General features: G+C 44.3%; 20 protein-coding genes and 2 riboswitches. Of the genes, 9 read left to right on the top strand and 11 right to left on the bottom strand.

Features of this window, described 5'->3' with window-relative positions; translation table 11 throughout:
• On the bottom strand, positions 1-2438 hold a 2438-nt coding region (locus tag A7D23_RS05490), incomplete at its 3' end, for a cation-translocating P-type ATPase (protein ID WP_068883402.1).
• 54 nt (positions 2439-2492) lie between these two features.
• Positions 2493-2590, bottom strand: a riboswitch (NiCo riboswitch).
• A 216-nt stretch (positions 2591-2806) separates the two neighbouring features.
• On the opposite strand from A7D23_RS05490, the gene A7D23_RS05485 reads away from it, so the two are divergent.
• Complete coding sequence (locus A7D23_RS05485) at positions 2807-3298, top strand: DUF2127 domain-containing protein (protein WP_019225473.1); 492 nt, start codon at positions 2807-2809, stop codon at positions 3296-3298.
• A 24-nt stretch (positions 3299-3322) separates the two neighbouring features.
• Here the strand turns inward: A7D23_RS05485 and A7D23_RS05480 are convergent, their stop codons facing one another.
• From A7D23_RS05480 to A7D23_RS05465, 4 genes are all read right to left on the bottom strand, one after another.
• Positions 3323-5149 (bottom strand): APC family permease, encoded by a 1827-nt coding sequence (locus tag A7D23_RS05480; protein ID WP_019225472.1) that lies wholly within the window; start codon positions 5147-5149, stop codon positions 3323-3325.
• A 240-nt stretch (positions 5150-5389) separates the two neighbouring features.
• Entirely contained in the window at positions 5390-6091 is a 702-nt protein-coding gene (locus A7D23_RS05475) for a response regulator transcription factor (protein WP_019225471.1), read from the bottom strand.
• Positions 6084-8765 carry a sensor histidine kinase KdpD gene (locus tag A7D23_RS05470; RefSeq protein WP_019225470.1) on the bottom strand — a complete coding sequence of 894 codons (2682 nt, stop codon included), beginning with the start codon at positions 8763-8765 and terminating at the stop codon, positions 6084-6086. The genes A7D23_RS05475 and A7D23_RS05470 overlap by 8 nt, the downstream gene beginning before the upstream one ends.
• 257 nt (positions 8766-9022) lie before the next feature.
• The gene (locus tag A7D23_RS05465; RefSeq protein ID WP_015044310.1) at positions 9023-9445 is read right to left on the bottom strand and encodes an iron dependent repressor, metal binding and dimerization domain protein; all 423 of its coding nucleotides are present in this window, start codon (positions 9443-9445) and stop codon (positions 9023-9025) included.
• A 196-nt stretch (positions 9446-9641) separates the two neighbouring features.
• Here A7D23_RS05465 and A7D23_RS05460 point away from each other — a divergent pair, with 196 nt between their 5' ends.
• Complete coding sequence (locus tag A7D23_RS05460; RefSeq protein WP_019225469.1) at positions 9642-10910, top strand: Nramp family divalent metal transporter; 1269 nt, start codon at positions 9642-9644, stop codon at positions 10908-10910.
• 14 nt (positions 10911-10924) lie between these two features.
• Here A7D23_RS05460 and A7D23_RS05455 read toward each other — a convergent pair whose 3' ends face one another.
• Positions 10925-12124, bottom strand: a complete 1200-nt coding sequence (locus A7D23_RS05455; protein WP_019225468.1) for an MFS transporter — start codon at positions 12122-12124, stop codon at positions 10925-10927.
• A 256-nt stretch (positions 12125-12380) separates the two neighbouring features.
• Here A7D23_RS05455 and A7D23_RS05450 point away from each other — a divergent pair, with 256 nt between their 5' ends.
• The 7 genes from A7D23_RS05450 (at position 12381) to A7D23_RS16005 (ending at position 17980) form a co-directional block, all read left to right on the top strand.
• Positions 12381-13979: a spore germination protein gene (locus A7D23_RS05450; RefSeq protein ID WP_019225467.1), complete on the top strand. Its 1599-nt coding sequence runs from the start codon at positions 12381-12383 to the stop codon at positions 13977-13979.
• A gap of 36 nt (positions 13980-14015) precedes the next feature.
• Positions 14016-15206 (top strand): Ger(x)C family spore germination protein, encoded by a 1191-nt coding sequence (locus A7D23_RS05445; RefSeq protein WP_019225466.1) that lies wholly within the window; start codon positions 14016-14018, stop codon positions 15204-15206.
• Positions 15207-15209: 3 nt separating this feature from the next.
• Positions 15210-16292: an endospore germination permease gene (locus tag A7D23_RS05440; protein WP_019225465.1), complete on the top strand. Its 1083-nt coding sequence runs from the start codon at positions 15210-15212 to the stop codon at positions 16290-16292.
• An 11-nt stretch (positions 16293-16303) separates the two neighbouring features.
• A complete protein-coding gene (locus A7D23_RS05435) occupies positions 16304-16528 on the top strand; it encodes a hypothetical protein (RefSeq protein WP_019225464.1) in 225 nt (74 codons plus the stop codon).
• 186 nt (positions 16529-16714) lie between these two features.
• The gene (locus A7D23_RS05430; RefSeq protein WP_026071844.1) at positions 16715-17017 is read left to right on the top strand and encodes a zinc-ribbon domain containing protein; all 303 of its coding nucleotides are present in this window, start codon (positions 16715-16717) and stop codon (positions 17015-17017) included.
• A gap of 278 nt (positions 17018-17295) precedes the next feature.
• Positions 17296-17814, top strand: coding sequence for a CarD family transcriptional regulator (locus tag A7D23_RS05425; RefSeq protein WP_019225462.1), 519 nt, complete (start codon positions 17296-17298; stop codon positions 17812-17814).
• A gap of 1 nt (position 17815) precedes the next feature.
• The gene (locus A7D23_RS16005) at positions 17816-17980 is read left to right on the top strand and encodes a hypothetical protein (RefSeq protein ID WP_019225461.1); all 165 of its coding nucleotides are present in this window, start codon (positions 17816-17818) and stop codon (positions 17978-17980) included.
• Positions 17981-18099: 119 nt separating this feature from the next.
• Here the strand turns inward: A7D23_RS16005 and A7D23_RS05420 are convergent, their stop codons facing one another.
• From A7D23_RS05420 to A7D23_RS05400, 5 genes are all read right to left on the bottom strand, one after another.
• Positions 18100-19278 carry an iron-containing alcohol dehydrogenase gene (locus A7D23_RS05420; protein ID WP_019225460.1) on the bottom strand — a complete coding sequence of 393 codons (1179 nt, stop codon included), beginning with the start codon at positions 19276-19278 and terminating at the stop codon, positions 18100-18102.
• Positions 19279-19344: 66 nt separating this feature from the next.
• Positions 19345-19827: a hypothetical protein gene (locus A7D23_RS05415; protein ID WP_019225459.1), complete on the bottom strand. Its 483-nt coding sequence runs from the start codon at positions 19825-19827 to the stop codon at positions 19345-19347.
• Between the two features lie 98 nt (positions 19828-19925).
• The gene (pflA, locus tag A7D23_RS05410; RefSeq protein ID WP_019225458.1) at positions 19926-20687 is read right to left on the bottom strand and encodes a pyruvate formate-lyase-activating protein; all 762 of its coding nucleotides are present in this window, start codon (positions 20685-20687) and stop codon (positions 19926-19928) included.
• A 12-nt stretch (positions 20688-20699) separates the two neighbouring features.
• Positions 20700-22934, bottom strand: a complete 2235-nt coding sequence (gene pflB, locus A7D23_RS05405; protein ID WP_019225457.1) for a formate C-acetyltransferase — start codon at positions 22932-22934, stop codon at positions 20700-20702.
• A gap of 73 nt (positions 22935-23007) precedes the next feature.
• Positions 23008-23090: riboswitch (ZMP/ZTP riboswitch) on the bottom strand.
• Between the two features lie 97 nt (positions 23091-23187).
• Entirely contained in the window at positions 23188-23910 is a 723-nt protein-coding gene (locus A7D23_RS05400) for a DUF421 domain-containing protein (RefSeq protein ID WP_019225456.1), read from the bottom strand.
• Between the last annotated feature and the right edge of the window lie 842 nt (positions 23911-24752).

Below are 24752 nucleotides of genomic sequence, written 5' to 3'. Positions count from 1 at the left end.
TTCAATAAGTGATTCAGCGGCGTATAGATAATAAGAAGCAATCCTGCTAGGGTCCCAATATTTACCATCCACATGACCTTATCTCTGATTAGTTTCGCAAAAGACCGAAAAGCAGAATCCGTATTGGAGCTGTTCACCTGAACCAGCACTAGGTTTGCCAGCAAAATAATCGCTAGTGCCATAGTCCTGGCCAGAGAAGCCTGATCAGGATGGTTGTTTAAAATAGTGAAATAGGTACCGAATGATGCCCCAAAGATCACGAGACCCTGTAGGACACTTTTGGTCAGTATTTTTGCAGTGAGCAGCTTTTCATTGGGATTGCGCGGAGGCTGATCCATGATATCCCGTTCGGCCGGCTGCCGCTCCAGCACAATGGAACAGGTGGGGTCAATGACAACTTCAAGCAGTACCACGTGCAGCGGCAGCAGCAAAAGACTCGCCGGACTGATTCCCAGGAAGGGTGCAAGTAAAGAGGCAAATGCGATCGGGATATGAATCGTGAAAACATAGCCCACGGCTTTTCTGATGTTATCATAGATTCTTCGGCCATCCTTAATGGTATCAACAATGGTTGAAAAGTTGTCATCCAGCAGGACCAGATCGGCAGCCTCACGAGAAACCTCAGAACCGCGCTTGCCCATCGCAATCCCAATATCGGCATATTTCAAGGCTGGCGCATCATTGACGCCGTCTCCGGTCATCGCGACAATCTCGCCGTTATCTTTAAAAGCTTTGACGATTCTCATTTTATGTTCCGGAATTACCCTGGAAAAGATACTGACATCCTTGACTTTCTCACGCAGTTCTTCCTCGCTCATTTGATTCAGCTCATCGCCGGTGATAATCTTATCGCAGTTCGGCATGTTAATCTGCCTGGCAATCGTGCTTGCCGTAATCCCGTTATCTCCGGTGATCATAACGACCCGAACCCCGGCTTTGTTGCAGATTTGAATATCCTGCTTAACAGATTCCCGCGGCGGGTCGGCAAGACCCACCATACCACAAAGCTGCAGCCGGCATTCCGGCAGGGTGTCCGGGACTTCCTCTTTGCCGGTCAGTACCATTTGGCCAACAGCAATCACCCGCAGGCCCTGCTGCGACATTTCTCTGATTTTGTGCTCGGCAACTTTTCTCTCCTGATCCGTCAGACTGCATACGTCCAGAATACGTTCAGGCGAGCCTTTGGCTGCGACCACAAGCTCATTTTCATTTTGCCAGACGTGTCCCATCATCTTGGTCTGATCCGTGAACGCATATTCTTTGATCAGCTCTCCGTCAAAAAGGAGCTCTCTGCCTACCCCTTGCGCTTCACAGTAAGCAATCATAGCCTTCTCCATCGGGTCATAGGCATCCGGCTCGCAGCCCATGCCCATAATCCGGATCAACCTTTCGCCGTCATCGTTCAGACTCCAGGTATCCCGGACCGTCATTTGGTTCATGGTAATGGTACCTGTTTTATCGACACAAAGAACGGATACAGCCCCGAGCGTTTCTACGGACGACAATCTTCTGACCAGTGACTGCTTTTTGGCCAGCCGCCAGGCACCCATCGATAGAAACACGGTCAAAATAACAGGAAACTCCTCCGGGATCATGGCCATGGCCAGGGTGATCCCAGACAAAATGCTTTCGATGACCCGTTCACTGCCAACATGGTCCGGCAGGTTGAAATAGGTTACGACTCCGACCAGCGCGAATAAGACTGCGGCAATTCCCGCGCACAGCTTGACCAGTTTTCCGGTTTGTTTTTCCAGCGGGGTCGGACGGTCAGGCGCGGCGGCTATTTCCTGCCCGATTTTTCCGTATTCGGTAGCCGGGCCGATTTGATCGACCCTGATCGCTCCGGTGCCCTGGGTAACCAGCGTCCCGGCGTAGCAATAGTCCCGTCGCCAGTATTCTTTGCTGTCGAGGGACAATTCCCCATCGGCAGCCTTCTCTCCGTTGACAACTTTCCAGACACCTGCCGATTCGCCGGTCAGCGAGGATTCATCGACACATAGTGTACTCGCTTTTAAAACCGTGCCATCCGCCGGCACTTTGACGCCTTCAGCAATAAACATGATGTCGCCGGGCACCAGGTCCGAACTGTTGATGATCTGCATCATCCCATCGCGCAGTACGGAAATCTTCGGCGTGGATAAATCCTTCAAAGCCCTAAGTGTTTGGTCGGTTTTCCATTCCTGGATGACTTCTATGCTGATAATCCCGACAACAAAAACAAGCATGATGGCGCCGTCCCGGGGTTCTCCGAGGATAAAATAGATCACAGCCGCAATGAGCAGCAGCAAAAACATGGGTTCACTAATTACCTGCAGGATCTTGCGCGGAAAGCTTTCTTTTTTTTCAGGCACCAGCTCATTCTTCCCGAACCTTTCCTGAAGCTGTCTGGCTTCGGGACTTGAAAGTCCCTGCAGTTCCCTGATTTGTTGTTCTGTCATACAGATGCCTCCATTTATTGTCTTGAAGGATATAAAAATACCTGTAGAACATTTTACTGTCCCACAGGTATATGTGTATCATCACCTGCTGCCCAACGGGCCCAGCCCCATGAACTTGTGTCCAAGTTCATCGCCTGCTCAGTTTGTACTGTAGATTGATATGCAGTGCAAAGAGATAGTTGAATTTTACCATATTGTTTTTTTTTAAGCAATATTTTATGCAGATTTTATTTAGACATTTTTATTTAGACATTTTAAGGCATCTGCTTTTTTTAATGAATAATTAATTGAATTTTAGTGGACATTTAATAAATATCGTATACGATTGAAAGAGACCAATTACTTAATATTACGCAAAGGATATAAGGATGACAACACCTAAGACAAATAAACGGAAAGATATTTTCCATATCGGCTTCGAAATCGGCTTGCTAATGAAAGGCATTGACGGTCTACTGGAAATTATCGGCAGTATCTTGCTGCTGTTTCTGACGCCGGACCGGTACAACTGGCTGATACGCCTCTTGACGCAGCATGAATTATCTGAAGACCCGCAAGACTTGTTTGCCAATTACCTGATTAATTCCAGCCCCAGCTTTTCCTCCAGCACGCAGCATTTTGTGGTATTCTACCTGCTGTCACACGGGATCATCAAATGCATTCTCGTACTTCTGTTATGGCGCCAAAAACTGTGGGCTTACCCTTTGGCCATTTTGTCCTTAATCTTGTTTGTCGTTTACCAGCTTTACCGCTATACGTTCACACATTCCGCATTTCTGATTCTGCTTACGATCTTCGATGTGCTCATGATTTTCCTGACTTACAAAGAATCGAAACAAGTAAGATCTAAGGCTATGTGATTCTGTCTGATCGGTCATTTAGTTTCATTTTTGTAAATGGTACGGTATCGTAGCCACGCACACATTTCTCCGATATAGCAAATGTGTGCGGATTAGTAAGCTCGACTGGTTATGCAGAATATGGTGCCATCCTTTTTTCGGAATAAATTCCGGGATCAGAACCATGATCTGATAATTCTGATCGGTTGCTTTGTGTTCGATCATATCGATAAATTTGGTCAGCGGATGGACAATGCTCCGGTGTAGAGAATTCAACGTTACCAAACGGACGTCGGGATTCCATTTCTCCCACTTTTCCTCGAGCTTTTTCTCTTCTTCTTTATCAAAGCAAACACTTACTGCAATGATCTGGTTTGCCGACAGCGATTTTGCATAGTTTAACGCATTTTCCACCACGCGCGTGATGCTTGCAACAGGAATAATGATAATATTTCCTTTAATCGGTACTGTTGGTTCAGCCGCTGATACCCGAAGCTGTTCTGCGACGTCCATATAATGCTTGTGGATTCTGTGGAAGAGCAGAATAATCAACGGCAGGAAGATCAAAATCGGCCAAACCTGCGTGAACTTGGTTAACAGGAACATCATGACAACGACGAAGCTGATCAGCGCCCCGAGCGAATTAATAATTAGCTTTGGCATCCAGCCTTTCGGCTTTTCGCGGAACCATTTTACGATCATTCCGGTCTGGGCCAGGGTAAACGGAATAAACACGCCAATCGCGTAAAGCGGAATCAGGCGCTCCGTTTTCCCTTTAAAAGCCACAATCAAGAGGATCGATAAAAAGCCAAGGATAAGGATTCCATTGGAGAATCCAAGACGGTCTCCGCGGATCGTGAACATCCTTGGAATAAATTTGTCTTTGGCAAGATTCACAGCCAGTAAAGGGAAAGCCGAGTATCCGGTGTTTGCGGCCAGAATCAAAATCAACGCGGTTGTGCCCTGAATAAAGTAGTAGATAAAATTACGTCCGAATATTCCCTCAGCCATTTGGGAAACAACCGTTTCCTGTGCATTCGGGGCTATTCCATAATAAAAGGCCAGAAATACAATCCCAGAAAACAATATCGCGAGCAAACTACCCATCGCCATTAATGTCTTGGCCGCATTATTCGGAGCGGGCTCTTTAAAATTCGGGATCGCGTTAGAGATAGCTTCAACACCAGTCAAAGCCGAACAGCCGGAGGCAAAGGCCTTGAGCAGAATAAACAAGCTTATCCCTGCGACAGGTGTGCCGACAGCCGCATGCAGTTCGGCCGGCACCTGACCTGTAAAGACATTGTACAGACCGGCACCAATTAAAATAAACAGGGCCGCCACAAACAAATAGACAGGATAGGCCAGGATCGTAGCGGATTCTCTTATCCCGCGCAGATTAAGGACCGTAATTAAGAGAACAAAAAACACAGCGATCGCTACTGCATGGACATGCAAGGCCGGGAAAGCTGAGGTAAGCGCATCGGTTCCTGCAGACACGCTAACCGCTACAGTCAGAATGTAGTCGACCAGCAGGGAGCCTCCGGCGATTAAGCCTGAATTCATGCCGAGGTTGTTCTTCGATACGACATACGCTCCGCCGCCGCGCGGATAAGCAAAAATGATCTGCCGGTACGACAGGATTAAAGCAATTAAGAGAACCAAAACACCGATCGCGATCGGAACAGAATACCAGAATGCTGCCGTTCCAACCGTAAAGAGAACGATCAGGATTTGTTCCGGGCCGTACGCTACCGAGGATAAAGCGTCGGAAGAAAGAATCGCAAGGGCTTTCTTCTTGGTCAGCTTCTGTTCGCCAAGCTCCGTTGATTTTAAAGGACGCCCGATTAAGAAGCGTTTAAGGGCAGATACCATGAAATGTTTCACCATCCAATTAAAATAGTTGCGTTCCTTGCCATCTATAGCCGTTGGCAGCCTTTGCTGCACTTAGATATATTATGAAGTACTTATACTTCATGATATACCAAAAAAGGTTAATTTCGTTCGCACACCTATTTATAACACCGATGGCATAAAGAAAGAATTCAGATATATGCCCTTCATATAAAGAATGTATAAAGATTATGTTAAATAAAAAAAGCCCGTTTGTACGGGCTAAATCTCCTCAACCATCCGGTATCCTACCCCAACCTCGGTTAGAATATACCTGGGTTCTGCAGGGTTGATTTCCAGCTTTCTGCGGATATTGGCCATATTGACCCTGAGCGCTTGGATCTCATTGGTGTAAGGTCCCCATATTTCCTTCATGATGAAATCGTGGGTCAGTACTTTCCCGGTGTTTTTGGAAAGCAGCACAATGATCTTGTATTCAATCGGTGTAAGGTGGATTTCTTTACCGGCCATGGCTACAAGTCTTTTCTGATAGTTTATCTCTAGATCGCCGACTGTCATCTTCTCTGATTCGGGAAAACTGACACTAACGTTCTTTTGACTGTGACGGATCCCGGTTCTTATCCTGGCCAGCAGCTCGGAAGTACCAAACGGTTTGGTCAGATAATCGTCCGCACCAAGATCCAGGGCTTCAACTTTTTCCCGCTCCTGTCCACGGGCCGACACAACGATGATCGGAATTCCGCTCCACTGCCTGATTGTACGCAGCACTTCCACGCCGTCCATATCCGGCAAACCGAGATCCAGCAGGATCAAATCGGGCGAATAGGATGCCGCCATTGAGACAGCCTCTTTCCCCCGGGCTGTCCGGATAATCTGATAATCATTGGAACTCAGGATCGCCGAAATAAAGTTGCAGATTTTTTCATCATCTTCGACAATCAGGAGCAAAGGTTTGTTACTCATAAATGTTCTCCTCCAGAGGCAGTGTGAACCGGAATACGGCACCGCCCTGCTCTTTATTGGCAGCCTCCATTTTCCCATTGTGAGCCTTGATAATCGACATGCATATTGACAGACCGATTCCCATTCCGCGGGCTGAATCCGAGCTGCGTTTGCCGCAGGGCACATAACTTTCAAATAAATACGGGAAATCCTCTTCGGCAATTCCTGGTCCGTTGTCACTGACCTCAAAGACAGCCTGAGCTCCGGCTTTTGTCACCTGCACCGCGGTCACGGTGTCATCCGGCGAATGCTTGACCGCATTTTCGAGCAGATTGATCAAAACCTGCTCAATCAGCTTTCCATCCATCGGCACCAGCAAAAGGTCTTCAGGCACCTGCACCGCTATTTTACTGTTCGGGTAACGATGACGGGTTCTACTGATCGCTTCAGCCACGATCTCCTCAGCGGCCTCAAATGTTTTGGCGACATTCATGGTCCCTTCCTTGATCCGGGTCACGGACAATAAGTTTTCGACCATGCGTATCAGCCATTGCGAATCTTCTTTGATGTTCGAGACCAATTGGCTATGGGTCTCTTTATCCAGATGATCACCATTTTCAAGGATTGCTGAGCTCGCCCCGAGAATGCCGGTCAGCGGGGTCCTCAGATCGTGCGAAATTGCGCGCAGCAGATTGCTTCGCATTTTTTCTTTTTCTGATTCGATTAATATTTGCCGTTGTTCATCAGACAGGTACTGCCGTTCCAAAGCCATGGCGACTTGGGAAATAATCATTTTTAGCAGCAGACGGTTATTACGGTTTAATCTGCCTTTGAGACATGAAATTCCAATCACGCCAAGCACATCGCCTTGGGAAATGATCGGCATATAATAAGCGCCTGCTTCTGTATGCGTATCTGTTCCTGCACCGGCCTGTTTTTGATTGGCAAATACCCATTGAGCAACCTTGCTTTCGCGCTCCGACAGCAGAAATGAAGCATCAGGTTCTGCGGAGGATTGCGTCAGAATACCTGATGAACCATGATGATTGGATGAACGATACAGGTTTGCCGGTCCATACTGATCCCGGGTGTAAAAAACCGCGGAGCATTTAAAAAGTTTCACAATGTATTCGTTCGTCAGCGTAACAATATGTTGAAGTCCTCTGGTCGTTAAAAGCCTTTTATTTATCTCATACAATAACTCGGTGCGCCCTTCTCTTTCCGCGGCGAGCCGTGCCTGGGTCTGAATGCGGACAGTCGTCGTACTTGTGATCAAAGCCACAACCAGCATAATCACAAAAGTGACCGGATAGCCTGTCTGGATGGCATAAAACGTGAAAAGCGGCGAAACAAAAAAGAAGTTAAAAACAAGTACACTTAAGACCGAGGCAGTCATGCCGTACACATACCCCATGGTGAGTCTGGAAATAAAAAACACAGACAAGATATAGACCATGATAATATTTTGATTGCCAAATTCCAGCGCCCGAAGGCCAAAGGAAAGCAGGGTTGCCCCAGTCAGAACCCCTATCGTTTTCCAGATATCCGGCCAGGATAAGAACAGGTCTTGGCTGATCCGCTTCCTTCGCGGTTCGCGATAGGATCTTTGAGGCCAGCTGCTTGGGATGATATGAATTTCAATGTTTGGCAGCAGCCCGATGAGCTTATCCTCAAGTGCCGGATCAAATAATGTTTTCAGCGTCTTTTTATTTCTGCTTTTTCCAATGACAATATTTGTGATGCCCGTAAGCTTGGCATATTCCGAAATGATGGAAGCCAGACCATGTCCGTTCAGCGTCACAATTTTGGCGCCTAAGAGCTCGGCCAGATCCAGATTCTCCTGGACGTTTTTCTTTTCTTCTTCCGTAAAATACCTGCTTTCCATATCTTCGATATACAAAGCAGTCCACGGGGCATGGAAGGCCTCTGCCGATCTGGCCGTCCAGCGGATGCATTTAGCGGCCGACGGCGAAGAACTGATACAGACTAATAGCTTAATTCCGGCTGTTTTTACGGATAAGCGCTGTTCATTTTGATTCTCGTTGACGATCCGGTCCGCAACCTTGCGCATAGCGGTCTCACGCAGGAGGCGCAGGCTTTCAAGACTTAAGGGACATTTCTTTCCCCCGCAGCGTTTCATCAGTTCGTCCGGCTCGATATCGATCAGCTCAACTTTATCGGCGCTGTCAAACATATAGTCCGGAATCGTGTCCTGCTCATTAACCTTCGTGATATCCTGCATTAGATCTCTCAGGCTTTCGATGTGCTGCACATTGACTGTGGTGTAGACGTCAATTCCGGCATTCAGCAGCTCTTCGATATCCTGGTAGCGTTTTTTGTTCCGCATGCCGTCCGCGTTACTATGGGCCAGCACATCAACCAGCAGGAGCTCGGGTTTTCTTTGCAAAGCGGCGTCCAGATCAAATTCTTTGCGGTAACGGTTTTTATGGTTAACAGTCTTCGGCGGCAATGCCGGCAGTCCGTCCAGCAGCTGAATGGTTTCAGGACTTGTATGCGGCTCCAGATAACCTAGGACAACATCTACCCCGCTTTTCAGCTGGCTGTGGGCATCATCAAGCATCGCATAGGTTTTTCCTACACCCGGGGCATAGCCAAAGAAGATTTTTAGTTTTCCGGTTTCCTTTGCAGCCCTGGCGCGAATATCCTGCACGCCGCCACCACCCTGACTCTTCATTCGTTTATCATACCCCCGATAGGGTGATTTAGCAAGAAGCGTTCGACTCACCTTGCCGCTTCATTTGAACGCATGGTATGCTGAGGAAACAGACTCCGCCAGCTTCAGGAGCATACCACATTAATCAGACGAACACCCCGGCTAACATTCGGGGTGTTGTTTATTATGTGATGCACACTTTTTTCTTCTCCAACATATTCTGTTTTAGAATCACTCGTTAAAGTTAGCTTCGGCTAACCTCCAGAGAATACCTACAGTTATTTCTCCCTTGTATGACGCAGAACAAAGTCGTCAAAATCCTGTTTCCAGGACGTATTGCTTTTCATGAACTCCACCAGCGTTTTTATCGCATCAATCGATGCAATTGAAAGGTAGTGTTCCATCGCTTCAGCCTCAGCAGCAATATTGCATTTGCTACATATCAGCGAAAGAAATTCCTGCAGCAGCTGATTCCTGGCAACCAGGTAAAACCCATACTCTTTTCCTTTATCCGTAAGCTTGATTTCGCCATACGGTTCGTACTTTATATAGTCAGAGTCTCGCAGTCTGTAGAGAGCTTTCGTTACGGAAGGCAAAGCGACCTGAAGCCTATTACTTATATCCGTGACTCGAACTTCATCAAGTGACAGCGAAAAGCGATAAATTTCCTCCAAATAATCTTCCAGGCTCGGTGAAAGCATCTTCCCCACTCCTCTCGCTTCACCTGAAGTTACTGATATTTGTTAGCATCCACCTAAATGCTTATCGCTATTTAAGAAAGAATTATTCAGCCGTATCACAGTAGATTCACATCTATGTGTACTGCTTCGTTCTATACCTATATCATTTTCTTGCCTCATATGACAGTTCATTAGAAATAAGCGGAGGGTTATAACAATGAGCAAAGAAATCAACCTTGTTCAAACTTCATTAACATTACCTTTGCCTAAAAATACCTGGCTGGAAAAGATCAAAGACACACTGAGATACCTGGGTCCGGCCTTCATCGTGAGTGTCGCCTATATTGACCCCGGCAATTTTGCCACCAACATCAGCGCAGGTTCCAATTTCAATTACAATCTTGTTTGGGTTGTCTTATGGAGCAACCTGATGGCGATTTTCTTGCAAACACTGTCGGCGAAGCTCGGCATTGTTACCGGTGTTGATCTGGCTACGCAGTGCGGACGTGTTTTCTCCAGGCCGGTAAATCTTTTACTTTGGATCATCATGCTGTTTGCCGTCATCGCAACGTATATGGCAGAGTTCCTGGGCTCGACGCTTGGCCTGTACCTACTTTTCGGCATACCGCTCGTGGCAGCAGGTCTGATAACCGTATGTCTGACCTTCGTCATTGTTTATTTGCGGCGTTTCGGCCAGCATATGGTTGAAAGAATTATCATCAGTCTGGTGGCCGTCATCGGGGCCTCGTATTGTCTCGAGCTGTTCTTGGCTAAACCGGATTGGCACGCGGTCGCTTTGCACACCTTGGTTCCTAGCCTAGGTCCCGAAAGCATTCTGGTTGCCGTCGGCATGTTGGGCGCGACCGTTATGCCGCACGTCATTTATCTCCATTCGGACTTGATGAAAGCAAGACGTACTTCCGATGATTTGGCCGAAGCAAAAAAGCATTTCCGAATGGAATGCTTGGATATCGCCTTTGCTATGAACATCGCGTTTCTGGTCAACGCTGCAATGGTTATTATCGCTGCAGCCGTTTTTTTTAACCAGGGTCCCGTCGATTCCATTGAACAGGCACACAAGTCCCTGGCGCCGCTACTTGGCAGTTTATCCAGCGGTGCTTTTGGCCTGGCGCTGCTTGCTTCAGGCCTTTCCTCATCCACCGTTGGCGCTATGGCCGGAGAATGTATGCTGAAAGGGTTCATCGGTCTGGATATTCCGGTCAATATCCGGCGGGCAATTACTATGATTCCGGCCATCATTCTCCTGTGGCTTGGCTTTAACCCGATGAAGATGCTGATTATGAGCCAGGTTACCTTAAGCTTTGCGCTGCCGGCAGCGGTCATTCCGCTGCTTCTGATCACCAAACGCCGGGACATTATGGGTGAAATGACAAACCGTAAAATCACCAATGCTGCCGGTGTGGTAATCGTAAGTCTTATTGTCTCGCTGAATGTTGTTCTGTTATATTTAACTTTCTCCGCTTAAGTTAGAACTAAACATCAGTTTTCAAGATGCCTTAACCCTTTCCGATAAAAGATAATCATGAACAGCGCAGCAATCAGAGCCATCACAGAGCCATAGTAAAATGGCACGCTGTAATTGACATGATCATAAAGCAAACCTGCTATGACACTGGCCGGAAGAAGCGTAATACCCACAAGGCTGTTATATATGCCCAGTCCTGTTCCCCGTTTGTCTTTGTCAATCAAATCAGACACCAATGCCTTCTGTACGCCGTCAGTGGCTGCGCTGTAAAGTCCGTACAACGCAAAAAGCAATACCACTACGGTTCCGCTGTTTGTTCTGCCAAACCCGAAATATAGGATTGAATACAGCAGATAGCCAAAAATAATCAGTCTTTCTCTGCCGATTTTATCTGACAGCATGCCGGCTGGTACGGAGAAGAGCGCTGACACTGCGTAAAAGATCAAATAGATCATCGGAATCAAGGAGTCTTTGATCCCAATATCACTGGCTTTGACCAAAAGAAGCGCATCGGTTGAATTTCCCATCGTAAAGATAAAGATGATTCCAAGAAAGGCATAGTACTTTTTCGGGAAGTCCTTCAATGTAATTTTCCCAAGCGGTTCCATCTTCTCCGATTTTGCTTCCTTCACAAAGCATATAATGTTTATCAGTCCCAGCAAACCTGGGATGGCTGCTATAAGAAATATCAGCCGGTAATCATTTGGAAACAACAGCAGGATTCCTGCTGCCAGAAGCGGCCCAACGATCGCCCCGCTGTTATCCATCGCTTTATGAAAGCCAAAGTTTTTGCCTTTGCTGCCGTCTTCAGAGGACGCGGCGATCAGGCTGTCTCTTGGCGCCGTCCGGATGCCCTTGCCAACCCGCTCGGTAAACCTGATAAGCAGAACCTGCAGCGGCGAGGTTACCATCGAAAACATGGGTGAAAGAACTGCCGTGAAAGCATACCCTATGACCATGAATGGCTTATTTTTTCTGATCTTGTCACTCCACCATCCGGATAACGCTTTAAGCACGGATGCCGTACTCTCCGCAATCCCTTCAATCAAAGAGAGCTCCGTTTTAGTTGCTCCCAAGGACATTAAAAATAACGGCATTACAGAATAAATCATTTTCGTCGTCGTATCCGTTAGAAAACTTGTCAGGCCTACGAAAAAGATGTTCTTCTCTATGCCCAAGATCTTCTTTTCCCGGATCTTATTGTTATTGCTCATTTTCTTTTCTCATTAAAAAGAGCGATCTCCATCGCCCTAGCTCCCTTTGTCATATCCGTTACGTCAATGCTAACACATTGTAATATCAGTTACAAGCAGAGATAACACATATCGCCGTCATCACATCCCATATTCCAGTTCGCAAATCTTACGTGCTCAGCCAATTTTTGAATCCAAAACAGTATTCATAAATAACTTCATTCCTAACGGGAGATACTACGTAAGGTTAGGTTCAAAGTGGAAGGATGAAAGCAGTATGTTCCGCTCCATTCATTCTAAACTGCGTTTTTGGCAGTTAGCAAATCATAACGGCGCTAACGCCAATCATTCAGAGAATTCTCAATCTAACCTTTTCGACAATCTGAACAAAAACCTTACCGCTTTAAAAGGTATGTTCGGAAAGAGCTATGATGTTAACATGCGTGAATTTAACTTTGGTGATCAGGGACTTACGCGTGGTGCGATCGTCTTCTTATCCGGGATGACGGATACAGCCATAATTAACGAAAGTATTATAAAACCATTGATGTACGACATCCGGTTAAGCTCCAGACAAGAAACATCATTACTGAATAATATGAGTATTATTCAGACAACGCTGCTTACAGTGGGAATGGTTCAAAAAGCTTCTAAGATCGATGAAGTCGTAGATGGCTGTTTGTCCGGAAAAACAATTCTACTGATTGATGGCTCAAAAGAAGCTTTAGTCATTGGCACCGAAGGTTGGGAAACCCGTGGTGTGGACGAACCCAAAACAGAATCCGTTGTCCGGGGTCCGAGGGAAGGCTTTACCGAGAATTTGCTTACCAATACAACCCTGTTGCGTCGTAAAATAAAAAACCCTAATTTAACTCTGGAAACAATGAAAATAGGTGAACGAACCAAGACTATTGTTTGTGTTGCCTATTTAAAAGATCTCGTTCATCCACAGCTCATCAAAGAAATTCAACGGCGTCTTAATAGAATTAAGACAGATGCAATTCTGGAATCAGGGTATATCGAACAGTTCATTGAGGATGCTCCTTTTTCTATTTTCTCCACAGTTGCTAACAGTGAAAAACCGGATCTTGTTGCAGCAAAAATCTTGGAAGGAAGGGCGGCCATTTTTGTTGACGGGACTCCCTTTGTGCTTACCGTTCCAATGGTCTTTATTGAAAGTTTTCAAAGCGCTGAAGATTACTATTCCCGGCCTTATTTTGCAAGCGTGGTTAGACTCCTCAGGCTTTTAGCTTTTCTGATTAGCATTACAGCTCCGGCAATCTATGTTGCTTTAACAACTTTTCACCAAGAATTGATTCCTACTTCCTTACTTTTTACCATGGCTGCATCCGAGGAGGGCGTCCCTTTTCCTGCGATGGCAGAAGCACTCATTATGGGAACAACATTTGAAATTCTCAGGGAGGCCGGGGTTCGCTTGCCCCGTCCTATTGGTCAAGCGGTCAGTATTGTGGGGGCTTTGGTTATTGGCGAGGCTGCTGTAGGCGCCGGAATAATCGGAGAACCTATGGTTATCGTGATAGCTTTGACAGCAATTTGCAGTTTTGTGGTTCCTTCCCAAACAGATTCCGGTAGTATCCTACGATTAATTCTTGTTCTCTTAGCCGGGGCAATGGGAGGGTTTGGGATTGCACTTGGATTAATGGGGACATTTATTCACCTGGCTTCCTTAAGATCTTTTGGCACCCCCTATTTATCACCTTTCGCTCCTCTCAGTACGCAAGACTTGAAAGATACATTCATCAGGGCGCCTATTTGGGCAATGTTTACCCGCCCTAGGACGATAGGCTGGCATGACCCTGAACGCCAGGAGTTCAGATTAAAACCCAGCCGTCCGTCAGAAGAAGACAAGAGCTAGACCGGCTTGAATAACATTGAAAACAAGAGGCAATTGATGAAAAATCGTATGGGTTTCATTATAAAAACCATGGTATGCTTCATGTTAATTCTACCTATAAGCGGATGCTGGAGCCGTCATGAGTTAAATTCTTTATCGTTCGTGGTTGGCGTAGGTTTAGATAAAGCCGAGAAACCCGGAGAAATACAATTGACGACACAAGTGGTAAAACCAGGTGAACTAAAATCTGCTTCTGCTAAAAATAAGAGTAGTGGGAGCGGCGGGAACGGGACAAATGCTTACTGGAACATAAAAAGAACGGGATATGTTGCCTCTGAAATTATCAGAGATTTTAGTCATGAATCCAGCCACAAGTTGTATTTCCCACATAATCAGGTTTTGATAATCGAGAGGAAATTGGCTGAAGAAGGAATACAAAAATATATTGATACGTTTATACGGGATAATGAGACTCGCTTTAATGTTCTGATTGCGGTCTCCGAAGACCGGGCAAGTGAGGTACTTGATGTTTCGCCTGGATTGGAGAAACTGCCGGCAATTAACATTGCCAAATTAGTTGAAACGCAAAATGTAACGTCTGAATCGCCAACAGTTAGATTAATCGATTTTATTCGTCGTTTAATGAGTAAGACCACTGCTCCTATCGCACCCTTGATTAGAGTGACCGGTGACGGAAATGAAAAAACAGTGGAAGTCTTTGGAACAGCAGTTTTTAAGCATGATAAATTGGTTGGCGAACTGAATAAACGTGAAACGCGCGGACTATTATGGGTTATCAACAAAGTAAAAGGCGGAATGATTGATGTTGCTGTCCCTAGCGGTGATGGTACAGTGAGCCTGGAGATTATGCGTGCGAAGAGTAAAATGACACCCGTCATCCAAGATGACACGATTCTGATAAAGCTGGATATCAAAGCGGAAGGGATTATCAATAGCCAAAGTGGTTCAGAAGACATAACATCACCAGTCCATGTTGCCTCTCTGGAAAAAGAACTATCTGCAGAAATCAGAAAGGAAATCATAGCTGCTTTAAAAACGGCCAGGGATCTCAATTCAGATATCTTCGGTTTTGGTGATTCAATCTATTGGAAATACCCCTCCAAGTGGAAGAAACTAAAGATGAAATGGGACGAGGTCTTTCCGGACATTGAAGTAGCGTTAAATATCGATACCACGCTGCGCAGTACAGGCAATATCAGCGCTCCTGCCGTACCTGCCAAGGAGTAATTCATGAGACTTGAAAGAGGAATCATATCAAGTTCACAATTGATGTTTTTAGTTGCAGGATATGTCCAGGGTTCTGTTATGGTAGTTGCAATTACGAATATAATTACCAAACAGTATACTTGGCTGGTTGTTTTATCCGGATTGGCTGCAAGTATCCCCCTTGCGATGGTTTATATTGCCTTAGCGAGGAAATTTCCCGGCAAGGACCTGGTACAAATCAATCGTATTGTCTATGGTCCCTATTTAGGCAAACTGGTTTCCGCCTTATATATTTGGTTCTTTTGCTCTGTTGCAGGTTTTATGTTAACCTATGTCGGCGAAATCATAAAGTATTACATGATGCCGGAAACTCCTAAGTATGCAATTTGTATTCTATTTGCTTGCATCTGCGCCTGGACAGTTCGCAACGGAATAGAGGTCCTTGCCCGGACCAGTGTTATATTTGTCATGATCATCATATTTGTAATCCTAATCACTTTTTTTCTACTGCTGAAAGACATGCAACTAACCAATTTCCTGCCATTTTTTGATCTTTCCCTGAAGGATTTTATTCAGGGTACACATGTCATGCTGACCCTTCCCTTTAGTGAAATCGTGGTGTTTCTCATGGTAATGCCCTATGTGAACAAGGGAGTAGAAGCAAAAAAATCCGTTATTTTAGGATTAATCATCGGAGGGGGCAGCATATTAATTGATACGGTTCGCAATACAGCTGTGCTGGGAGTAACATCGACGATTATGGTTTCTCCTTCGATCGAATCAGTGCGCCTGATAGACCTGGCAGAGATCATAACCAGGCTGGAAATGCTTGTTATTACTTTATTATTAATTGCAATGTTCATCAAAGTAAGCGTCATGTATTATGGCTCTGTATTAGGGATAGCCCGATTATTTAATTTACGTTCCTATAGGCCACTGGTACTTCCGATTGGAAGTATCATTGTTAGTTTATCTATTCTGTCATTTACTTATCTGGCACAAAACGTTAGTTTTGCAACTGGGACAGGGCCTTTTTTCACCCTTACGTTTGAATTTTCGCCTGTAATAACATTACTAATAGCAAAAATACGAAAGTTGCCAAAATAACAGGAAAGGAAATGGCCGTGATTTTTTTATTAACGATAGCTTTTGTGGCCATAGGATTATTTGAAATCCCTGCTCTTGTCAGAAATAAGCATTGGCGGGAACTTGCCGTCTTTTCGGTCTTTTTTGTGTTAGCGTTTATACTGGCTCTATTACAAGCAGCAGATGTCAAAATACCCAGCCCAGTCAAAGGCATGGAATATTTGTTCAAGGATATATTAAAACTGAGTTATTACTAGAATCAAAAAAACTCCACCAAATTTGCTATATATTTGAAATATTCCTTTGACATATACTTTCATTGCAGTTATACTTAAGCAGCTCGTTCATTTTGTGGATTTACTAATAACCTCTCCATTGCCTAAAGCTCTGGGAAGCTATGAATTCTTCCCATAAAGCGGGTAATATATTTTGGAGGTTTTTTTATGTTTGAAGACAAAGTTTTAACCTGTAAGGACTGTGGAAATGAGTTTTCCTTCTCCGTTTCCGAACAAGAATTCTACGCAGAAAAGGGATTTACCAATGAACCTGGCAGATGTCCGGAATGCCGCTCTGCGAGAAAGGCACAGGGTAGATCCAACAACCAATACGGTCGTCCGCAACGAGAAATGTTCCCAGCCGTCTGTGCTACTTGTGGAAAAGAAACTCAAGTCCCTTTCCAACCCTCAGGTGACAAACCGGTTTATTGTCGTGATTGTTATCAACCACGCACACGTAATAATTGGTAAGTATTTGAAAGAAGCCTTCCTAGTACACACACTAGGGAGGCTTTTTTATTTCGGGTCTTTTATTCCATAAGCAGCCCAACCTTTTACCATTTTATAAAAAATGTTTATGGCTATTAATTATGGCTTTATTTTACAAATGAAGCTTATTAATTTATTAACCATTAATTCATTGACATTAATCATTGACATACATTTTTATAAATGATAAAATAATTGATTTGCTATATATCATTTTCTATGATATGCTTAATAAGCTACTGACTCAGGGAGGTGAATATATGTTCCAAGTTGGTGATCAGATTGTCTATCCTATGCATGGAGTCGGAACTATTGAAGCTATTGAAGAAAAAGAAATCTTGGGGAAAAAAAGAATTTACTATATTGTCAATGTCCCCCAAACCAGGATGCAGATGATGATTCCCCAGGATAAAGCTGAAAGCTTTGGCATCCGGAAGCTGGTTGAATCCTCTATCTTTGAGGAAATTCTGGAAAATTTTAATGAGGGAATTACCGATCCCCTGCTTTATAAAAACCAGAAATACTGCACTGATTTAAATACGAAAAAGATGAGAAGCGGCGATATTTTCAAAGGGACAGAAATAATCCGTGATTTAACGCGGAAAAACCTCCTTGGTAAATTGGGAAAAGAAGATTCCAAAATGTTGGAGGGTGCCCGTAATATATTTATCAGTGAACTGATGCAAGTAAGATGTATGACTAAAGAGAAAGCAACAGATTTATTAGATTCAGTGTTAGCAGCCAACGTTTTAGATGTAGAATTTCAGGAGGTAAAATAATTTGAAACCATATACTTGGTATGATTTTAGTTATTTATCGAAAAAACAGAAGCTTCAGTTTCTGATCGATGTCAAACCTGCTGCTGAAAAAAATGGCAGATTTGATCTAATCTTATACAACAAATACGCAGAGCAGTTTGGTTTAGACAAGACCAAAGAAGCTTAAGAGACCTTGATTCTATAAGAGGCGGATAGTATTGGGTCTGTCATACGCGCGTCGTGATATTGTACAAGAAGATTGTCAAAATCTTCAAAACTCAGCAGAGTAGAGTTCCTACTCTGCTTTTATAATGCAGCTTGGTAGATATCGATGATATCTTCAACCGATCCCTGCCTGGGGTTCGTTAACGTGCAAATGTCTTGCATCACATTATTTGCCAGTTCTTCAATATCACCTTCCTCAAGACCCATCATAGATAGCTTTCCGGGAATACCAATTACAGAAGACAGATTCTTAATCGATTCGATAATAATATTTATCGCTTGCTCCTTATGATGTGTAACAGTCCCCATAGCTTCGCATAATTTCAAAATCCGATGTTCCGGTATCGCCGTGGAATTGAATCTAAAAACATGAGGCAGCAGCGCAGCATTATTGAATCCATGAGCACCATTATAAAAACCGCCCAGCTGATGCGCCATTGCATGCACATAGCCTAGACCTGCGCTATTAAAGGCAAGCCCTGCCATAATATTGGCATACATCATTTTTTCTCTGGCTTCCAAATCATTGCCGTTCTCATAGGCTCTCGGTAAGTACTCAAATGACAACCTCAGTGCATCCAAAGCCAAAGCATCTGTAATCGGAAACGCCTCTGTCGAAACAAACGCTTCTATCGCATGCGAGACAACATCTATTCCAGAACTGGATGTTACTTCCTTCGGCATCGTGGTCATAAAAATTGGATCGTTTACGGATATAAACGGTGTCAATAAAGCTGAAGTAATTACCATTTTTACCTTTCTTGTATTATCCGTGACGATTGCAGTATGTGTTACTTCTGCTGCAGAACCAGCCGTTGTGTTGATTGTAATAAGAGGGATCATCGGTTTGGTTATTTTGTTATATCCTTCATAGTCTATGATCGAGCCACCATTTACAGCAACTGCAGCAATTGCTTTTGCACAATCATGATTTGTACCGCCGCCGATGGATATAATTAATTTATAGTCTCGTTTAAAGACATTCCAGCCCTGCTTAAAATATCTTAATCCGTCCTCGACAAAAGATACTGTCGGATTGGGGTGTAAAATCCCGTCAAAAATATCATAGGAAATAAATAGACTCTTTAGTATTTTTTCAATATTTTCAACATACCCAAGTTTGATCATATTCTTATCCGTGACGATTAACACTTTACTTAGTTTCCAAGACAATAATTGATTAGGAAGATCCTTAATTGCCCCAACGCCGATCAGATTGGTTTTGGGGATAAAAAAATTATGGGTATTTTCCAAGGCCAATCACCCACTCTCTGCAAAATGAATTATTAATATGAAAAAGCCGCAAGCATTGCTTAATCGCAATGCTTAGTAGGGATACATTTTCTCTCTGCTTTTATCCTCGACAAAATGGCTCCATTTTAAAAATGCCCAGGTGGCAACAAAAAACCAGACCGTAAAACCGATCAGCGGCAGAATTAATCTGCTGGAAGCCTTGAAAATCCCTATATCAAGCAATAAATTATAGTATAAGATCGAAGCAAAGACTCCTGCTGCTATAGAAATATAATAAAACGGCCTTTGTCTTGGTAAATAATAAAGATAAATAATGAAAAATGCTGTCCAGGCAATATTGGCAAAAAGATGAACACCAATGAAGCCAAAAGGGCCAAAATTCGTCCAAGAAAATAGTCCGGTAAAATATCCAAAAGCGTGGACAATAGAATCCATCATCCCGCCTAAGACAACACCAAACAAGGACAATCGCTGAATATCTTTTTTTGGCACAATAACGATTAAGAGTAAAATAAAAGTCGCAGCATAGAACGGATGCAACAAAAAAATTGGCATTACTGCAATCCCCTTTATATTATATGCAAGCTTAGGATATCCATTAAGGCATTAAACTATTCGGATATTAGAAGAGCTCCGTTTAACGTTTTCATTTTTTAATAGCCCGGAGCAGTTTCCGGCAGCTCTTTGGAGCAATACTTCAGCAACTCGGCAAGTCTTCCTTCTTCGAGTTCCTGAACATCGGCCAGCCGGTATGACAGTCCCAGCAGCTTATATTTTTCAATACCCATCCTGTGATAAGGTAGCAGTTCCATTCGTTCCACAGCTACTCCGCTATCATGAATAAGGCTACACAGGCTGCCGATATCATCTTTCTTGTCGTTAATGCCCGGTATCACCACGTGCCGTATCCATATCCGACAGCCTGCCGCCGAAGCTGCCTGCAGAAAATTCATTGTCGTACTTAGACTGCCTCCGATATATTGATCATACCGCTCTTGATCCGGCATTTTGATATCCAGCAGGACCGTGTCGGTATTTGCCAGCACCTCGGCTACCTCCTCCGACGGTGTCGTACCGGCAGTATCCAGAGCCGTGTTGATACCGGCCTTTTTAAGCTGTTTAAACAGTTCTGCCGCAAAAAGGGGCTGCATAAGCGGCTCTCCGCCGGAAAGCGTGACACCGCCTTCCCGGCCAAAGTAAGTGCGGTAACGCATCGCTTTTTGCACCAAAGCTCCCGCAGTGAACTCCCTCCCCCCATTCCTGTCCCAAGTATCGGGATTATGGCAATAGATACAGCGTAATGGACATCCCTGCATGAAAATAACCATTCTCAATCCAGGTCCATCCGCTCCTCCAAGGGTCTCAATGGAGTGTATCCTTCCCGTCTTTCCTATCTCTTCCGCTTTACCGCTCATCTGCTTACTGCCTCACAGCCTTTCATGGTAGGTCCTACTGATGACCTCCTGCTGCTGCTGACGGCTTAGCTTGTTGAAGTTGACTGCATAACCCGATACGCGTATCGTCAGGTTGGGATAGTGTTCCGGATGCTCCATAGCATCAATCAGTTGTTCACGGTTCAAAACGTTAATATTGATGTGATGGGCCTTCATATCAAAATAGCCGTCTAGGACCGCTACCAGGTTGCTCTTCTGTTCCTCAGGGTTCTTGCCGATGGTGGAAGGAGTTATGGAAAAAGTACAGGATATCCCGTCCCGGCAGGCTTCATACGGAAGCTTTGAAACAGAATTCAATGATGCAAGCGCCCCGTTTGCCTCTCTGTTGTGCATCGGATTAGCACCGGGAGCAAAAGCTTCGCCCTTTTTCCTTCCGTCCGGGGTTGCACCTGTCTTTTTGCCGTAGACCACATTGGAGGTAATTGTCAGCACCGAAAGGGTGTGTACGGCGTTCCTGTAAGCAGGCGTCTTTCTCAGTTCCCCGATAAAATCCTCTGTTAGCTCTGCAGCAATCGAGTCCACACGGTCGTCATCATTGCCAAACCGCGGGTATTCTCCATCTATTTCAAAGTCCTGGATCAGGCCCTTTTCGTTTCTGGCTGCCCGGACTTTGGCATACCTGATCGCACTCAAAGAATCCGCAACCACGGAAAGTCCGGCGATTCCGAAAGCCATAAAGCGTTCGACATCCGTGTCATGCAATGCCATCTGCAGCTTTTCGTAGGCATACTGGTCATGCATATAATGGATGACATTCATGGTATTGACATACAGCCTGGCGAGCCATCCCTGATAAAAAGCGAACCGCTTCATGACATCCTCGTATTCCAGCAAACTGTCCTTAACCCCTTCGGATACAGGCCCGACCTGTTTGCCGGTGATTTCATCCCTTCCGCCGTTTAAAGCCATAAGCAACATCTTTGGCAAGTTGCAGCGTGCTCCGAAATACTGCATTTGCTTGCCTATCTTCATCGCCGATACGCAACAGGCGATCCCATAGTCGTCCCCATATAAAGGACGCATTACATCGTCGTTCTCATACTGAATAGAGTCGGTATCGATAGACACCTTGGCGCAATAACGTTTAAAAGCCTCCGGCAGCACCGCGGACCACAGCACAGTTAGGTTAGGCTCGGGTGCCAGTCCCAGATTATATAGCGTATGCAAGAAACGGTAGGACATTTTAGTAACCAGCGTCCTTCCGTCCTCGCCCATACCTCCGATAGCCTCTGTGATCCACATGGGATCCCCGGCAAAAAGCTCGTTGTATTCTGGTGTCCGAAGATGCCGGGCCATTCTCAGTTTAATGATGAAATCGTCTATGATCTCCTGGACCTGCTGTTCGGTCAATCTTTGCTGATCAATATCCCGCTGAGCATAGATATCCAGAAATGTGCTGACCCTTCCCAGGGACATGGCGGCGCCATTCTGCTCCTTAATCGCGCCAAGATAGCCAAAATATAACCACTGAACCGCCTCTTTAAAATCTGCGGCTGGTTGGGATATATCGAAACCATAAAGCTCCGCCATCTTTTTCAGCTTTTCTAAAAAATCGATCTGCTTGTACAATTCCTCGCTTACTTTGATATTCTCCATGTCCATCAGTAACTGACCTTTTTTGCGCTTATCTTCTTTTTTCCCTGCAATCAGCCTGTCAACGCCATATAGTGCTACACGCCTGTAGTCCCCGATGATCCTTCCCCGTCCATAGGCATCCGGCAATCCGGTAATGACTCCGCTCCTGCGGGCTTCCTTCATTTCATCGGTGTAAACACGGAAAACGCCGTCATTGTGCGTCGTCTTGTAAAAGAACTCTCTTTCGATTTTCTCATCCATGGTATAGCCATAAGCCTTGCAGGCTTTCCTGGCCATATTGATCCCGCCAAAAGGATTGACTCCTCTTTTTAACGGCCTGTTGGTCTGAATGCCAACGATGAGTTCCTTTTCCTTGTCCAGAAAGCCCGGCGCATAGCTTAGCAATGAAGAAACCGTTGAGGTATCGATATCCAGCACGCCGCCGAATTCCTTCTCAAGCTTTTGCAGCCTTGAAAGTTTCTCTAGGATATGCTGCGTCCGATTCGTTATCTCCGTTAAAAAAGTTTCATCACCTTCATAAGGCTGGTAATTTGCTTGTATGAAGTCCCTAACATCAATTTCCTGCTGCCATCTGCCGCCTTTGAAGTTTTCCCATCCTGTATTATTCATCATTTTAATCCTCCTGATTTGCCAGGTTCTGAATTTTATGAGGGTGACTCAGAAAATAAAAAAACCTGGACAATATTTATACTGCCCAGGCGGTCGACGTTTGAACTCTTCCAATCCCTTATGGTTCAACCCATATGTCCGCCAGTCTTGGAAGCTTACCGACATTCTATTATGGATGTAATGACTTTGTCAATTACCTTGTTTATACGGAGTTTATATGGAGCTATGTTTATTCAAAGCTCGAACAGAATAACGCTTATTCGAGTACGTCAAAAGGGACTGGATCATTGTTTTTTAGGTCTATATGCAATGTGCCGTCATAATCAAGAGACCCCAGTAAAACTTCTTGCACCGAATTAATCTTTTGTTTCTTCAATTCATGAGTTAACCACTTTTCATCCCGGTTCACAAGGCTGAGATGTTTTTTTAAGACTGTTCCGTCAATAATCAGGTTGGCAGCAATACCTTTAGCGGAAGTATTTATATTCATATCTTCAGGTGTTAAAGGTTGTTTTTGTGCTTTAAGTTGAATACTGACTTGGCCGCTTGTCTCAAGGATTGCGTTTTCTACATCGCTAATACTAAATGCACCTTTGTTCCTGCATTCCTCCATTACTTCATTGATATGAAATCTGGCTTTCTTTAAGTTTTGTTCGATCAATTTGCCATTCTGTATTAAAATCGTCGGCACTCCACATAAAAATTTTCTGGCCCGGATACTTCTCCGGGATACATAAGAAGACAGTAATACAAAGCTGCCATAAATAAGAATTCCGAGTATTCCGTGTAAATAAGGAATTTCATTATCTATTGCTAAAGATGCAGCAATAGAACCAATAGAAATGCCTATTGTGTAATCAAAAAAGCTTAATTGAGAGAGTTGTTTTTTTCCCAGTAAGTGAGTTAACAAAAATAAGATAATAACTGAAAGTATGCTTCTGAGCACAATATCTAAAATACTGATGATATTATCGTTCATGGTAATCACCCCTGTAAACTCGACCCAATTATTATGCGTATTATACATTCAAAGACAGAGAATTATACACCAAATGCCCTATCAATCCACCTTTTATTTTTTTCACCTGTTGCTTCAATGTCCAAACGGAGTAAGATAGTACGCTTACAATGCTTCCAAACTTCTTAAACGGCAAACCAGGAAAAAGGTAGTTTTACATATTCGTGACGATATCCCGACCCAAAAGCTCCGCTTATGTCTGTCTAAAAGTCTTTTTTGCTCATTTTTCGCTTCAAAATCGGTCTCTAACCACTACATCTTGTGATAGAACCTACCTTTCTGCCTTAGAACCACTATTCGTCATCAGAATTATACACTCAACGTGCCTTAAGTGCGTAAAAAACGACATGCCTTCGCCAATGAATACAGCATTCAGGTTCTCCATATTTGATACAAAACGGTTTAATCCCGCTTCGTTTTTAATTCCCTCGAATTCGGGGGAATTAAAATTTCCACCTTTTAATCTCCTACTGCTGTTGTGGCATTTAACTTATTACTACATTGCACAGCCTCCAGCATTGATATGCAAATATCCATTACCCATTTTAGCGCATGATAACCCAAGTCCTGAATTTGCTCCAGTAATAATGATTGTTTTTTTATTATTCATTATAGCCTGCAATCCTCCTATTCTCATTGAGCATACATATGTATTTGGCTAATCTTCTAAGAATCTATTCACGGATACTCCTCAATTTCGGCAGAAATTAACTCATACAGACTATTTCAGGTGGATGCCGAGATCCTGCATGAACAACTTATTTATCTTATATATTACTTTGCACATAAATTAAATTATTACC

It is taken from the genome of Dehalobacter sp. TeCB1, from assembly GCF_001707455.1.
Taxonomy (GTDB): Bacteria; Bacillota; Desulfitobacteriia; order Desulfitobacteriales; family Syntrophobotulaceae; genus Dehalobacter; species Dehalobacter restrictus.
Note: the sequence above shows the minus strand (reverse complement) of the source record. Positions and strands in the feature narration are given on the sequence as shown.

Excerpts from the sequence above, each read along its gene's own strand:
- pflB (WP_019225457.1), bottom strand. The coding sequence starts at position 22,934 with ATGATGAATAATACAGGATGGGAAAACTTCAAAGGCGGCAGATGGCAG.
- A7D23_RS05480 (WP_019225472.1), bottom strand. The coding sequence starts at position 5,149 with ATGGTATCTGCCCTTAAACGCTTCTTAATCGGGCGTCCTTTAAAATCA.
- A7D23_RS05435 (WP_019225464.1), top strand. The coding sequence starts at position 16,304 with ATGGCCGTGATTTTTTTATTAACGATAGCTTTTGTGGCCATAGGATTA.
- A7D23_RS05470 (WP_019225470.1), bottom strand. The coding sequence starts at position 8,765 with ATGAAGAGTCAGGGTGGTGGCGGCGTGCAGGATATTCGCGCCAGGGCT.
- A7D23_RS05450 (WP_019225467.1), top strand. The coding sequence starts at position 12,381 with ATGTTCCGCTCCATTCATTCTAAACTGCGTTTTTGGCAGTTAGCAAAT.
- A7D23_RS05475 (WP_019225471.1), bottom strand. The coding sequence starts at position 6,091 with ATGAGTAACAAACCTTTGCTCCTGATTGTCGAAGATGATGAAAAAATC.
- A7D23_RS05440 (WP_019225465.1), top strand. The coding sequence starts at position 15,210 with ATGAGACTTGAAAGAGGAATCATATCAAGTTCACAATTGATGTTTTTA.
- A7D23_RS05465 (WP_015044310.1), bottom strand. The coding sequence starts at position 9,445 with ATGCTTTCACCGAGCCTGGAAGATTATTTGGAGGAAATTTATCGCTTT.
- A7D23_RS05485 (WP_019225473.1), top strand. The coding sequence starts at position 2,807 with ATGACAACACCTAAGACAAATAAACGGAAAGATATTTTCCATATCGGC.
- A7D23_RS05460 (WP_019225469.1), top strand. The coding sequence starts at position 9,642 with ATGAGCAAAGAAATCAACCTTGTTCAAACTTCATTAACATTACCTTTG.
- A7D23_RS05445 (WP_019225466.1), top strand. The coding sequence starts at position 14,016 with ATGAAAAATCGTATGGGTTTCATTATAAAAACCATGGTATGCTTCATG.
- pflA (WP_019225458.1), bottom strand. The coding sequence starts at position 20,687 with ATGAGCGGTAAAGCGGAAGAGATAGGAAAGACGGGAAGGATACACTCC.
- A7D23_RS05430 (WP_026071844.1), top strand. The coding sequence starts at position 16,715 with ATGTTTGAAGACAAAGTTTTAACCTGTAAGGACTGTGGAAATGAGTTT.
- A7D23_RS05415 (WP_019225459.1), bottom strand. The coding sequence starts at position 19,827 with ATGCCAATTTTTTTGTTGCATCCGTTCTATGCTGCGACTTTTATTTTA.
- A7D23_RS05455 (WP_019225468.1), bottom strand. The coding sequence starts at position 12,124 with ATGAGCAATAACAATAAGATCCGGGAAAAGAAGATCTTGGGCATAGAG.
- A7D23_RS05425 (WP_019225462.1), top strand. The coding sequence starts at position 17,296 with ATGTTCCAAGTTGGTGATCAGATTGTCTATCCTATGCATGGAGTCGGA.
- A7D23_RS05400 (WP_019225456.1), bottom strand. The coding sequence starts at position 23,910 with ATGAACGATAATATCATCAGTATTTTAGATATTGTGCTCAGAAGCATA.